A 13,625-nucleotide genomic window follows, 5' to 3' on the forward strand; every position below is an offset into this window, starting at 1 on the left:
GACTACAGGGTCTCCCCGGCGACAGCGACAGTCCGGTCCTCGGTCGCCGACTGCAGAACGGCCTCGGCCACCCGAACGGTGGTCAGACCCTGCTGCAGCGTGACGATGTCCGCCTCCTTGCCGAGCACCGCGTCGCGGAACTGCTCGTGCTCGGTCTTCAGCGGCTCCGGCTTGCTGATCGCGTACCGGACCATGTCGCCCTCGCTGACACCACGGAAGTGCGCCACGTCGTCCCACGCGGTCTGCACGGTGCCGTTCGCGTGGAAGGTCAGGTCGGCGGTCAGGGTGTCGGCGATGAACGCGCCCTTCTCACCGGTGACGACGGTGAGCCGCTCCTTCATCGGGGACAGCCAGTTGACCAGGTGGCTGGTGACGGTGCCGTTGGCCAGCTTGCCGGTCACCGCGATCAGGTCCTCGTACTGCCGGCCGGACTTGTGGGCGCTCTGCGCGGCCACCGTGACGAACGGCGACTGGGTCACCCACGCGGTCAGGTCGATGTCGTGGGTGGCCAGGTCGAGCACCACGCCGACGTCGGCGATCCGGGCCGGGAACGGGCCCTGGCGGCGGGTGGTGATCTGGTAGATGTCGCCCAGCTCGCCGGCCTCCAGCCGCACCCGCAGCGCCTGCAGCGCCGGGTTGTACCGCTCGATGTGGCCGACCGCGCCGACCAGACCGGCCGCCTCGAACGCCTTCGCGATCTCGGTCGCCTCGGCCGAGGAGCCGGCCAGCGGCTTCTCGATCATCGCGTGCACGCCGGCCTCGGCCAGCGCCTTCGCGATCTCGGCGTGGTACTGCGTCGGTACGGCGACCATGCAGTAGTCGATCTTCTCGGCGATCAGCTGCTCGATGTTCTCGTGCACCGGACGGCCGCCGGCGACACCGAACTTGTCACCACCCGGGTCGGCGACCGCGACCAGGTCGACGCCCTCGAGGGACGCCAGGACCCGGGCGTGGTGCCGGCCCATCATGCCCAGGCCGATCAGGCCCGCACGCAGGTTCGCCATGCTCACGCACCCGCCTTCGCCACGGTGTTCACCGCGGCCACGATCCGGTTCAGGTCGTCCTCGGACAGCGAGGGGTGGACCGGCAGCGAGAGCACCTCGGCCGCGGCCTTCTCGGTCTCCGGCAGGTCCAGCTCACGCTGGAACGACGGGAGCCGGTGGTTCGGGATCGGGTAGTAGACGCCGCAGCCGACGCCGTACTCGGTCCGCAGCGCGTTCGCGAAGCCGTCGCGGTCCTCGGTCACCCGGATCGTGTACTGGTGGTACACGTGGGTCGCCTCGGCGGCCACCGCCGGGACGCCGACACCCTGCAGGTTCGCGTCCAGGAAGGCCGCGTTCTCCTGCCGCTGCTTGGTCCAGCCGCCGATCTTGGTGAGCTGCACCCGGCCGATCGCCGCGTGCAGGTCGGTCATCCGGTTGTTCAGGCCGACGACCTCGTTCTCGTACTGCTTGAGCATGCCCTGGTTGCGGAACAGCCGCATCCGGCGCTCGAGGTCGGCGTTCGCGACCGAGTTCATGCCGCCCTCACCGGACGTCATGTTCTTGGTCGGGTACAGGCTGAACATCGCGAACTCGCCGAAGGTACCGACGGGGGCGCCGTTCCAGGTGGCGCCGTGCGCCTGCGCGGCGTCCTCGTAGATCTGGATGCCGTGCTTGTCGGCGATCGCCTGCAGCGCGGTCATGTTCGCCGGGTGACCGAACAGGTGCACCGGCATGACGGCCTTGGTCTTCTCGGTGATCGCGGCCTCGACGGCGGCCGGGTCCAGGCAGAAGTACGTCGGCTCGATGTCGGCGAACACCGGGGTGGCGCCGGTCAGCGCGACGCTGTTCGCGGTGGCGGCGAAGGTGAAGGACGGGACGATGACCTCGTCACCCGGACCGACACCCGCGGCCAGCAGGCCCAGGTGCAGACCCGAGGTGCCCGAGTTGGTCGCGACGCACGCCCGGCCGGAGACCAGCGCTGCGCCGAACTCCTGCTCGAACGCCGCAACCTCGGGGCCCTGCGCCAGCATCCCGGACTGCATGACCCGGTCGACGGCTTCGCGCTCCTCCTTCCCGATGATCGGCTTCGCGGCCGGAATCGGCTGCACCATCAGTTCTCCTCCTGGTTTTCGTCGGCCGGCCGCAGCCGTCCGTCGGTTTCGATGTACATCTCGCCCGTGTTCGGGCACTTCCACTCGCCGTTCCCGACGTCGAGCAGCGGAACCCCGGCCTTGCCGACCCACTTGAGCCGGCGCGCCGGGACTCCGGCGACCAGCGCGAAGTCTGGCACGTCCTTGGTCACCACCGCACCCGCGGCGACGGTGGCCCAGCGGCCGATGGTGACCGGCGCCACGCACACGCTGCGCGCTCCGAGCGAGCAGCCTTCCTTCATCGTCACCCCGACCGGTTCCCAGTCGTGCCCGCTCTTCGGCGACCCGTCCGGGTTCACCGCGCGCGGGAAGTAGTCGTTGGTGAGCACCACGGCCGGGCCGATGAACACGCCGTCCTCGAGGGACGCGGGCTCGTACACCAGCGCGTAGTTCTGGATCTTGCAGTTGTCGCCCATCCGGACCCCGGTCCCGACGTAGGCGCCGCGGCCGACGATGCAGTTCTTGCCGAGGACCGCGTTCTCGCGGATCTGGGCCAGATGCCACACCGACGATCCGTCGCCGATCTGGGCGCTGTCGTCGACGTCGGCGGATGGCGCGATGCGGGACGTCACAGGGTCTCCTTCGGAATGAGCCAGCTTCTCAGTACTTCGGCCGAGCGGCGTCCGTCGTGCAACTCCGCCACGAACCCGGGGCCGGCGGCCGCCTCCTCGGCGGCGGCGTCACGATCAGCGACCAGACCGTCCACGACGTCACCCAGGGTGTCGGGATCCGCCTCCACGATCGGCACCTCTCGCCCGGCCAGACTACGCACCCGGTGGCGCACGGCGTCACCGACGTACGAAACCACGATGCGCCCGGCGGCCAGGGCCTCCGCCGCCGCCACGCCGTACAGGCCGATCCGGAGCTGGTCGACCACGATGTCGGCGTCGCCGATCACGCTCGGCATCCGCTCGTGCGGGACGCCGGTGATCCGCCGGTACTCGATCCGGCCGCTGTCGTGCAGCCGGGTGAGCACCTCGTCGATCTCCTGGGTGCCCTTGAGCTTCGCGTTCGACGGGACGTGCGCGACGACCGGCTTCGGGCCCGCGAACAACGGCCGCGAGGACTGCTGCCACGGCGCCGGGTCGATCGCGACCGGGAGCCAGGTGGCGTCCGGTACGTCCTCCAGCAGGTCGACCGTGGACACGAAGACCGGCAGCTGCAGCGACTCGACCAGCTCGGCGTGCCGGCGGGCCTGCGGCTCGAGGCGCTCGGTCAGCTCGTCACCCGGCGTGAACGGCGACCAGCGCTCGCGCTTGGCGTGCCGGCTCGGCAGCCGGATGTCGGAGCCGTGGAACAGCAGCGAGACGTCGATGCCCTTGTCCCGCATCGCCTCGATGTCGGCGGCCGCGTCCGAGTAGCCGCGGGCGCCGAACAGCGGACGCAGCGACTCGACCATCACGTGCGTGGAGTTCTCGATGACGTACTGCTGCTGGGCGCGCTGCCAGCGCGGCTGGCCGAACCACGCCAGCGGTACGCCGTAGTCGCTCTTGAACGCGAACTGGCCCTTGCGGTGCAAGGCGAACGAGACGGCGTCGACGTCCGGCAGGGTCTTCGCGGCCTGGGCCCAGGCGTGCCCCTGACCGGCGGAGTTGGTCGGACCGACCAGCATCCGCACCGGCGTCGTCGCTACCGGCGGGAACGCCGGCAGTTGCGCGTACGAGTACCGCAAGCCGCGCAGGCGCCGCCGGACCGCTCCCGCGGTCCGGGCCAACGGCGCCGGCAGGTGCCCGCGGATCGTACGCGTCACCGTCACTGTGTCACCCATTACGTAGTAGGTGCCTTCATCATGTCGAGCTCCCGGCGGGCGGCCGGCAGACCGAGCACCACCGGGGTGCTCGCCTTGCGCTGACCGAGGTTCCAGCCGGCCCAGATCGCGCCCGCGTCCAGCGCGATCACGACGTCGGCCTGGTCGATCGTCGTCAACACGTCACGACGGCTGAGCACACGCTCCCAGTAGGTCTTGCCGAGGTCCTTGCTCGCCCGGTTGCCCCGCAGGAACTTCACCGGCGCGGAGGTCTTAATTGCCTTCGGCAACATCCTCCCCGCCACCTTGCGCGCCCTCCGGGCACGCCACTCCACAGCCTTCACCACACGCTTGGCCCCAGTAGGCCGCGGCTTCGCCGCGGCAGCAGGGGTAGAGGCGGCGGCAGCGCCGGCGCTGGTGGCAGCGGCACCTGCCGCAGAACCGCCTGAACCGGCGTCAGCCGGGGAGCCGGCGGTGCCCGTGGACCCGGCGTCTGACGCGGAGCCCGCGGGACCGGCAGCGGCTACCTCGGCGGCTGCCGGGGCGATCTTTGCCTCGTCGGCTACGACGGCCTCGGGGGCCGCGACCGCCTCGGGGGCGATGACGGCGTCCGGGGCCTCGTCGGTGGACTCGGCCGGCTCGGGTTCGGGGGCCGGTTCGGCCGGCATGCGGCCGGGGCCGATCAGGGTGAAGGTGTTGACCTTGTCGGCCACCCACGCCGACGGCGCGACCCAGCCGACGACGTCGATGGTGATGTTCTGGTCGCCGAGGTCCTCCCGGACCTGGTCGAAGTACGTCGGCGGCAGCCGCCGCGTCGACAGCAGGACGACGTTGCTCATGCGACAGCTCCCTTCACACTCGCGGCCAGCGACTCGATCCGCGGATCCAGCTGCAGGTCCCGCCGGTACGACGCACCGAACTCCCGCGCCTTCGCCCGGATCCCTTCGTCCGCGGTCCGCGCCGCGTGCGCCGCCTCGACCAGCGCCGCCGCGATCGCCTCCGGCGTCACGTCCGCGACCGGGAACCACAACGGATGCCCGCGCAGTACGTCGGACGCCGCGTTCTCCGGGTCGTGCACCGACACCACCGGCAACCCGGTCGCGAGGTACTCGAACACCTTGCCGCTGGTCACGTACCGCCCCTTGCCCAGCATCAGCAGCTGCACGTCGAACTCGTCGTACGCCTTGGCGATCTCGGCCTTGCCGACCGGGCCCTCGTAACTGACACCGGCGTCGGCGGCGCTGTTGATCGTCGCGAGCATGTCGGCCCGCGGCTGCGCGTAGTACCCGAGGTAGCCGTGGATCTTCGCCTTCGCGCCGGCCAGCTCCTCGGACTGCTCCTTGGCGAGCTGCCAGCCCTGCACGAACTCCGTGAGCGGCACCTTCGGCGACACCGTCCCGACATACCCGAAGACGAGCGGCCGGTCGGTGACCGCGCCACGGTCCTGGGTGTCCGGCACCAGATCAGGGTCGAAGCCGTTGGCGACGGTGTGCATCTTGCCCGCGTGCGCCGGGTAGAGCTTCTCGTGCCATTCCTTGATCGGGTCGTTCACGAACCAGACCTCGCGAGCGGAATCGACCAGCTTCTTCTCCCACTTGGCCGCGCGGCTGTTGGGCTCGTGCAGCCGGTCGCCGGTGAAGACGTCCAGCAGCCACGCGTCGCGGTAGTCCATGACGTACGGCACCTGGAACTTCTTGTGCAGGTGGTACGCCGCGGTGAACGCGACGTGCGGGTTGGCGGTGGCGACGGTGAGGTCGACCTTGTGCGCCTTGTGGATGCGCTCCGCGGCCTTCTCGATCACCGAGCGCCAGGGTCCGTACCCGCTCTCCGGGAACGGGATCTGGTCCTGCTTGGTGCGCCACTTGCTCCACAGCTTCGGGTTCTGCGCCCGGCGCTTGGACCACTTGCGCAGGTCGGCCTCGAGGATCGGCCACTCGAACGGGACCCGGACGACCTCGACGGACGGGTCGACCCGCTCCTCGAGGGTCAGGTCCGCGCCGGTGAAGCGGAAGAACGTGTCGCGGTCGGCCGTCAGCACGGTCACCTTCCAGCCGAGCGCGGCGAACCGGTTGGCCGTGGCCAGGGCCCGGTAGACACCGCCGCCACGGCAGGGCGGGAAGCCCCAGGCGACGTACAACAGGTGTGGGCGGTCGGTCATGCAGTTCCTCTTAAGAGATTGAGAATCGCGTCGGCCAGGTCGTCGTAGGGCGTGTTCGTGGGCAGATGGTCGGCCGCCCACTGCAGCGCGTGGTCGCGCAGTTTCTCCAGCTCGCCGGGATCCGCGGACCAGCGCCGCAGGGTCTCGGACGCCTCCGCCACCGAGTCCACCAGTACTCCGCCACCGGACTCCTCGATCACCTTCGACTGCCGGGGCAGGCGGGTGGACAGCACGGGAAGGCCGCTGGCGAGGTACTCGTAGATCTTGGACGGCATCGCTTCCACGAACGCCGGGGTGGGCTGCAGCATCGCCAGGCCGGTCCAGGCGCCGTGCGCGATCCGCCAGGCGTCGGCGGGTGGCTGCCGCCCGTGCAGCCGGACCCGGCCGTCCAGGTCGGGCTGCGTGATCCGGGATTCGAGCCGGTCCCGGTCCGCCTGCGCGACCGGGCCGACCAGATCGAGAGACCAGTCCGGCGCCGCGGCGACGGTCTCGACCATGTCGAACAGACCCCGGCTGGCGCGCAGGTCCCCGACGTACACCGCGCGCGGTGTGCCGATCGGCGGGGACGGTGCCAGGAAGCCGTGGTCCGGGAGGTTCTGCACCACCAGGCGGTGCTTGGCCTGGTGCGGGGCGAGGTGCGAGTCGGCGACCACGGTGAGATCGGCGCCCGCGGCCAGCTTCGACCCCGCGCGGACGATCAGCCGGGCCGGCAGTCCCGCCGGCCCCTGCGCCCAGGCGCGGTCGGCCAGCAACCGCTCGTAGTCCTCGTGCACGTCGACGACGAACTTGCGCCGCCGCATCGTGGTGACCAGCCGGGTGACCGGGATCATGTCCGGGTCGACCGTCATCACCACCTTGGCCTTGGTCCGCCAGGGCAGGACGGCGGTCCGTGCCAGCCGCTGCACCATGTTGCCGCGCGGCCCGGCGTGCACCACCGCGCCGGCCGGTCCGCCGTCCGCATCACCGAGGCCCCACAGCTCGACCGTGAGGTCGCGGTGCTGCAGGGCCGCGGTGATCTTGTGCAGGCGCGCATCGGCCACGTCGTGGCCGGTCGTGATGATCCCCACGTCCGGCGCCGTGCTGCGTGACATTGGTCAGAGGTCCTCGAGTGAGACGGATTCCGCTTCGCCGACCTGCAGGAACTTGGTGTAGGCCTGGATGACCTCGTTGGGCTCGCCACGCATCATCAGCTTGCCCTTGTGCAGCCAGATGCAGTCGTTGCACAGCTCGCGGACGCTGCTCATCGCGTGGCTGACCAGGAACATGGTGCGGCTGTTGGTGACCAGCTCGCTCATCTTCGCCGCGGCCTTGGTCTTGAACGACGCGTCACCGGCGGACAGTGCCTCGTCGATCAGCAGGATGTCGGGGTCCATGTGCACCGCGACGGAGAACGCCAGCCGGCTGAACATGCCGGAGGAGTAGGTCCGCATCGGCATCTCCATGAAGTCACCGAGCTCGGCGAAGTCGGCGATCTCCTCGTACTTCGCCTCGATCTCCTTGCGGCTCAGCCCGGAGGCCAGACCGCCGAGGACGACGTTCTCCCGGCCCGACAGCGCCGCGTTGAAGCCGACGCCCAGGGCCAGCAGCGTGGACACCCGGCCGTGCACCTCGATCCGGCCCGACGTCGGCGGCAGGATGCCGGCGATCGACCGCATCAGCGTCGACTTGCCGGCGCCGTTCGCGCCGATGATGCCGATCGTGGTGCCGTGGTCGACGTCGAAGGACACGTTCTGGACGGCCTTGACCTCGCGCACCGCGCGCTCGCCGCGGCCGAGCCGGACGATCGCGCTCTTGAACGTCGGCACCCGCTCGAACGTGGTCCGGTAGGTGATCGAGACGTCCTGCACCTTGACGGCCGGAATGCCCGTCGGGGTCTTCTGCATGGGCTTCTTCTCGGTCTCAGAGACGGACAACGAACTCACGCTCCCTCGACATGAAGAACAACGAGCCGACCACGAAGGCCAGGATCGCCCAGAACCCGGCACCGGCCCACATCTGCCACTTCGGGATGTCGCCGCGGACCAGCAGGTCGGTCCAGCCGCCGATCAGCGAGTAGAGCGGGTTGTACTGGATGAAGCCCTTGAACTTCGCCGGGGCCTGCTCGGCGAACCACAGCACCGGCGACAGGTACAGCCAGATCCGCACGAAGTACGGCAGGAAGCTGGTGGTGTCGCGGAAGTAGACCTGCAGGGCCGCGAAGATCATGCCCATGCCGGCGGCGAACACCGTCAGCATGACCAGGAACGCCGGGGCCAGCAGCATCTGCCACTTCAGCGGCTGCCGCATCGCGATGTGGATGATCAGGTACACGACGAGGGTCGGCAGGAACCGGAAGAACGCCGTCCGCACCGCCGACAACGGCAGCAGCATCCGCGGGAACGACATGTTCATCAGCAGCTTGCCGCCGCCGACCACGCTGGCCGCACCGGCCGTCATCGCACCGGAGAAGTAATAGAAAGCGAAGAGACCGCCGCACATGTGCGCGAACCGCTCGGCCGCGTCCACCTTGGTGCTGCCGCCGGCGATGATGTCGACCAGCAGGTAGTACACCGCGGCCAGGAGCAGCGGGTTCAGCACCAGCCAGACCTGTCCGAAGAAGGTGTTCGTGTTGGCCGCCCGGATGTTCGTCCGGGACATCTCCGCCGCGAACTCCCGCCGCTGCCACAGCGCCTTGAAGTACGGGCGCAGTGCCGGCAGTCCGACCTTGTGTGGTTCGTACACGTGCACCGACGGGTTGAACTCCTCGTCGACGCTAGTCGCGTTCATTCAGGCGATGCCTCTCTCTGCCGGAAAGTTGGATCCACCATGGCCGATCACCTGGGTTTCGGCGGTTGCCGCCCGGGGTACGGCGACGTGCCACGCGGACCGGGAAGCAGAGTAGCGGATCGGCACGGACGCCGACGACACAGCGGTCCTCCTTAGTGAGCAACGACGTACGGACGGCTACCAAACGTCGTACCCCGCTGCGTCCACAACACCTGCGTCGTCCTTCGCCGATCGTTATCCGGAATATACATTTGACAGCCAGCGACGACCAAAACGCCTTGCGGGCAAGTCAAATCGCCGTCAATTCACGATGTACGACGCTACGCACCCGTGCCAAGTTGACGTGACCTGGCCCACCGGTCACGGGACAGCAGACGACGGGTGTTACGGGCGGGACCCCAGGAGACGCGTCCTGGCCGGGGCGAACCGGGCGGCGGACGTGACACGCAACATCACATCCGTGCTCCCCATGGACAGCCTCACCATCCATGGAGCACCCTTCGGCACCTCCTGGGGTTCCACCGTCGATCCGGGCCGCGGTCCGCGATGGGCGGATGCGGACACGACCGGATCGGTCGGCACGATGACCAGGGCGGCGGTCATCGCGCCTCGAGTCCGTCCCCAGACGTGCTGCGTACGCCGGCAGGTGCGCGCAGCAGGTGTGGGGACGGACCGGAGGCCGGGGAAGGACAGCGCACACCGGGATCCCGGCATGGACACCCGGGCGCTGGGGACGGCAGCCACGACGCGAGGGGCGGCGGTACACGGCGGAACCGGTCGCATCGGGCACTCCTCCTCATCGGCCTCACGATTGGAGATGCCACAGTTTGTACACCCTCCGGCACAGCGGGTGATGGCACGGAAGTGCGAGGGCACCGATGCGCCGGGATCGAGACCCAACCGAAACAGGCTCCGCTGACGAGACAGCCAACTCGGGCCAGAATTGGAACAGCAGCCCGGCGGCGCTCAGGTGGTCCGTCGCCGGGCTGCTGGACCTCAATTCTCGCTCACGACTGCGCGGAAATGGTGGCCAGATGGTGACACGGCACAAGAATGCTGACAGGACAACAAATATCGCTGCGTGTTTACGCGTCGACACGGACCGTGCCGACGGCGCTGGATCGCCCCGTCTACGCTGGAGGGGCGGTTGCGGACGGTGACAGCAGTCGGAAGGGAGGGAAGCGTCGTGAGTGCAACGGACACGGAGCGTGTCGGTCATCTGAGGGTGCTCGGGCTCAACGACGACGAGATCAGGGTCTACCAGCACCTGCTGCGGACCGGCCCCTCGTCGGTGAGCGAGCTGGACGACGCGGTCCCGGACCGGGAGCACTCGATCGATTCCGCTCTCGGCGGACTGGTGCAGGCCGGCCTGGCCCGCCGGTCCGGTTCGGACCACTCCCGGTACCTGCCGGTCCCGCCGGACGCGGGCCTGGAGGCGATGACGCTGCGCCGCGAGTCCGAGCTCAAGCAGGCCCGGATCGAGGTCCTGAACGCGTACGACGAGTTCCGCCGGACCGTGCACAACGAGTCGACGACGCACCTGATCGAGGTGGTCACCGGGAGCGCGATCGTCGAGCGGATCCACCAGATCAAGGGCGGCGTCCAGCGCGAGATCCTGGCCATCGACTCCCCGCCGTACTACATCGGCGGGCCGAACCAGGAGGAGATCGACCAGCTCAAGCGGGGTGTGTCCTACCGGGTCGTGTACTCGCCGGAGTCGGTCGAGGTGCCCGGGTACCTGACCGAGAACATCCTGCCGTGCGTGGAGGCGGGTGAGCAGGCGCGCGTGCTGCCCGACGTACCGGCGAAGCTGACGATCATCGACGGCTCGATCGCGTTCGTGTCGATGTCGGCGCGCGACACCGACGTGAACCGGTCGCTGCTGATCATCCGCCCGAGCAGCCTGCTGACCGCGCTGATCGGGATGTTCGAGCTGTGCTGGCGCAACGCGCTGCCGCTGCACGCGTCGGTAGGCGCCGAGGACGACCGCCTGGAGCCGATCGAACGTCGTCTCCTGGCCCTACTGGCCACCGGCGCCGCCGACGACACCATCGCCCGCACCCTGGGCATCAGCCGCCGCACCTTCTTCCGCTACCTGGAACGCCTGATGAACCGCACAGGCGCCAGCACCCGCTTCCAACTAGCCCTCCACGCCGCCCGCGAGAACTGGCTCTGAGAAGCGCAGAAGGGCCCGCACACCAGCGTGTGCGGGCCCATCTGCGTTCCGATCAGGCTTCGGCCGGGATGAACTCCTTGGCCACGACCTCGGCGATCTGGGCGGTGTTCAGTGCCGCGCCCTTGCGGAGGTTGTCGCCGCAGACGAACAGTTCCAGTGCGTTCGGGTCGTCGAGGGACTTGCGGATGCGGCCGACCCAGGTCGGGTCGGTGCCGACGACATCGGCCGGCGTCGGGAACTCGCCCTCGGCCGGATTGTCGAACAGCAGCACCCCGGGCGCGTCCCGCAGCACCTCCCGGGCCCCGTCTGCGTCGACCTCCTGCACGAACCGGGCGTGCACCGACAGCGAGTGCGTCGTGACGACCGGGACCCGCACACAGGTCGCGGACACCTTCAGATCCGGCAGGCCGAGGATCTTGCGGGACTCGTTGCGGACCTTCAGCTCCTCCGACGACCAGCCGTCGTCCTTGAGCGACCCGGCCCACGGTACGACGTTCAGCGCCAGCGGAGCCGGGAACGGGCCGAGGTCGTTGCCGACCAGCCGCCGCACGTCACCAGGCGTGCTGCCCAGCTCGCGATTCCCGGCGACCTTGGTGAGCTGGTCGTAGAGCGCGTCGATCCCGGACTGCCCAGCGCCGGACGCCGCCTGGTACGACGCCACCACGAGCTGCTCGAGCTCGTAGCGGTGGTGCAGCGCGCCCATCGCGACGATCATCGACAGCGTCGTGCAGTTCGGGTTGGCGATGATGCCCTTCGGCCGGTTCCGGGCCGCCTCGGCATTCACCTCCGGGACCACCAGCGGGACGTCCGGGTCCATCCGGAACGCGCCCGAGTTGTCCACCACGACGGCGCCCTTGGCGGCCGCGATCGGCGCCCACTGCGCCGACACCTCGTCCGGTACGTCGAACATCGCCACGTCGATCCCGTCGAAGGCGGCCTCGCTGAGCGCGACCACCTCGACCTCCTCGCCGCGGACCTGCAACAGCTTGCCCGCGGAGCGCTCGGAGGCGATCAGCCGGATCTCTCCCCAGACGTTCTGCCTGGTCGAGAGCAGGGTCAGCATCACCGACCCGACGGCCCCGGTCGCACCGACCACCGCCAGCGAAGGCAGGCCCTTCCGGTCCTCGATCGTGTTCTCCACAGCGCTCACAGGGGTCACCGTCCAGTTCCTCCGTACACGACAGCCTGGGTGTGCTCGTCGTCCAGATCGAATGCGGTGTGCGCCGCGGTCACGGCGGCGTCCACCAGGTTCTCGTCCACGACCACCGAGATCCGGATCTCCGAGGTGGAGATCATCTCGATGTTCACGCCGGCGTCGGCGAGCGCGGAGAAGAACTTCGCGGAAACGCCCGGGTGCGAGCGCATTCCGACTCCGACGACGGAGACCTTTCCGATCTGGTCGTCGTACAGCAACTGCTCGTAGCCCACCTCGTCCTTCATCCGCGCCAGCGCGGACATCGCCCGGGCGCCGTCGGCGCGGGGCAGCGTGAACGAGATGTCGGTCCGGTTCGTGGCGACCGCCGACACGTTCTGCACGATCATGTCGATGTTCGTGTCGGCACCGGCGACCGTCTCGAAGATCCGGGCCGCCTCGCCCGGCTTGTCGGGCACGCCGACCACTGTGATCTTTGCCTCGCCGCGGTCGTGGGCCACGCCGGAGATGATCGCCTGTTCCATCTGATCCAGTTCCTTCGCATCGACGACCCAGGTGCCTTCCTTCTGCGAGAAGGAGGAACGCACGTGGACGGGGACGTTGTAACGGCGCGCGTACTCGACGCAGCGCAGGTGCAGCACCTTGGCGCCGCAGGCGGCCATCTCGAGCATCTCCTCGTAGGAGATCCTCGAGATCTGCTTGGCGGCCGGCACGATCCGCGGGTCCGCGGTGAAGATGCCGTCCACGTCGGTGTAGATCTCGCAGTAGTCCGCCTCCAGCGCGGCGGCCAGCGCGACCGCGGTGGTGTCGGAGGCACCGCGGCCCATCGTGGTGATGTCCTTGGTGTCCTGGGCGACGCCCTGGAAACCGGCGACGATCGCGATGTGGCCCTCACCGAGCGCTTCCTCGATCCGGCCCGGCGTGATGTCGATGATCCGCGCGTTGCCGTGCGCGGAGGTGGTGATCACGCCGGCCTGCGAGCCGGTGAAGCTGCGTGCCTCGTACCCCAGGTTCGCGATCGCCATCGCCAGCAGCGCGGCCGAGATCCGCTCACCCGAGGTGAGCAGCATGTCGAGCTCGCGCGGCGGCGGCAGCGGAGAGACCTGCTGGGCCAGGTCCATCAGTTCGTCGGTGGTGTCGCCCATCGCGGAGATGACGACCACCACGTCGTTCCCGGCCTTCTTCGTCGCGACGATCCGTTGGGCCACGCGCTTGATGCAATCGGCGTCGGCGACCGAAGAACCGCCGTACTTGTGTACGACGCGTCCCACAGTGTTTCTCCTCAAACCACTGGTTGCGGTACGCCGTGCGGCGTTGCACCAGGCGTAGTCGATCGCCTCATTCTAGCCGTGACCTGACCGTTGCCTACCGGCTGACCAGCACCCGGTCCGGCCGTCCGGCCGATCGCGACCCCGGCCGGAAGGTTCCCCGGCCGGGGTCGGTACCGGCGGAAACCGTTCGGCCACTTGTTCATATAAGTCATCGCTGAAA

The 13,625-nt window shown here is 69.1% G+C and carries 12 protein-coding genes; 1 reads left to right on the top strand and 11 read right to left on the bottom strand.

The genetic code is table 11. The annotated features are described in order from the left end of the window. Positions 1-2 precede the first annotated feature (2 nt). From ABZW60_RS08535 to ABZW60_RS08575, 9 genes are read right to left on the bottom strand one after another with little or no spacing between them, the layout of a single operon-like run. Complete coding sequence (locus ABZW60_RS08535; protein WP_131292813.1) at positions 3-1,004, bottom strand: Gfo/Idh/MocA family oxidoreductase; 1,002 nt, start codon at positions 1,002-1,004, stop codon at positions 3-5. Positions 1,005-1,006: 2 nt separating this feature from the next. After that, positions 1,007-2,098: a DegT/DnrJ/EryC1/StrS family aminotransferase gene (locus ABZW60_RS08540; RefSeq protein ID WP_355475861.1), complete on the bottom strand. Its 1,092-nt coding sequence runs from the start codon at positions 2,096-2,098 to the stop codon at positions 1,007-1,009. After that, on the bottom strand, positions 2,095-2,730 hold the full coding sequence (locus ABZW60_RS08545; protein ID WP_355475863.1) for an acyltransferase: 636 nt from the start codon (positions 2,728-2,730) through the stop codon (positions 2,095-2,097). Before ABZW60_RS08545 ends, ABZW60_RS08540 begins: the two co-directional genes overlap by 4 nt. After that, the gene (locus ABZW60_RS08550; protein ID WP_355475106.1) at positions 2,703-3,884 is read right to left on the bottom strand and encodes a hypothetical protein; all 1,182 of its coding nucleotides are present in this window, start codon (positions 3,882-3,884) and stop codon (positions 2,703-2,705) included. The genes ABZW60_RS08545 and ABZW60_RS08550 overlap by 28 nt, the downstream gene beginning before the upstream one ends. 17 nt (positions 3,885-3,901) lie before the next feature. Beyond that, positions 3,902-4,720 carry a hypothetical protein gene (locus ABZW60_RS08555; protein ID WP_355475107.1) on the bottom strand — a complete coding sequence of 273 codons (819 nt, stop codon included), beginning with the start codon at positions 4,718-4,720 and terminating at the stop codon, positions 3,902-3,904. Further along, complete coding sequence (locus ABZW60_RS08560) at positions 4,717-6,039, bottom strand: glycosyltransferase (protein WP_355475108.1); 1,323 nt, start codon at positions 6,037-6,039, stop codon at positions 4,717-4,719. Before ABZW60_RS08560 ends, ABZW60_RS08555 begins: the two co-directional genes overlap by 4 nt. Continuing rightward, entirely contained in the window at positions 6,036-7,130 is a 1,095-nt protein-coding gene (locus ABZW60_RS08565; protein WP_355475109.1) for a glycosyltransferase, read from the bottom strand. Before ABZW60_RS08565 ends, ABZW60_RS08560 begins: the two co-directional genes overlap by 4 nt. A gap of 3 nt (positions 7,131-7,133) precedes the next feature. After that, positions 7,134-7,922, bottom strand: a complete 789-nt coding sequence (locus ABZW60_RS08570; protein ID WP_355475110.1) for an ABC transporter ATP-binding protein — start codon at positions 7,920-7,922, stop codon at positions 7,134-7,136. A gap of 16 nt (positions 7,923-7,938) precedes the next feature. Next, complete coding sequence (locus ABZW60_RS08575; protein WP_355475111.1) at positions 7,939-8,805, bottom strand: ABC transporter permease; 867 nt, start codon at positions 8,803-8,805, stop codon at positions 7,939-7,941. Positions 8,806-9,991: 1,186 nt separating this feature from the next. On the opposite strand from ABZW60_RS08575, the gene ABZW60_RS08580 reads away from it, so the two are divergent. Then, on the top strand, positions 9,992-10,981 hold the full coding sequence (locus ABZW60_RS08580; RefSeq protein ID WP_355475112.1) for a helix-turn-helix domain-containing protein: 990 nt from the start codon (positions 9,992-9,994) through the stop codon (positions 10,979-10,981). A gap of 52 nt (positions 10,982-11,033) precedes the next feature. Here the strand turns inward: ABZW60_RS08580 and ABZW60_RS08585 are convergent, their stop codons facing one another. Further along, a complete protein-coding gene (locus ABZW60_RS08585) occupies positions 11,034-12,140 on the bottom strand; it encodes an aspartate-semialdehyde dehydrogenase (protein ID WP_355475113.1) in 1,107 nt (368 codons plus the stop codon). Next, the gene (locus ABZW60_RS08590) at positions 12,137-13,405 is read right to left on the bottom strand and encodes an aspartate kinase (protein WP_355475114.1); all 1,269 of its coding nucleotides are present in this window, start codon (positions 13,403-13,405) and stop codon (positions 12,137-12,139) included. Before ABZW60_RS08590 ends, ABZW60_RS08585 begins: the two co-directional genes overlap by 4 nt. Positions 13,406-13,625 lie beyond the last annotated feature (220 nt).

This window comes from Kribbella sp. NPDC003557 (assembly GCF_040610805.1).
Taxonomy (GTDB): Bacteria; Actinomycetota; Actinomycetes; order Propionibacteriales; family Kribbellaceae; genus Kribbella.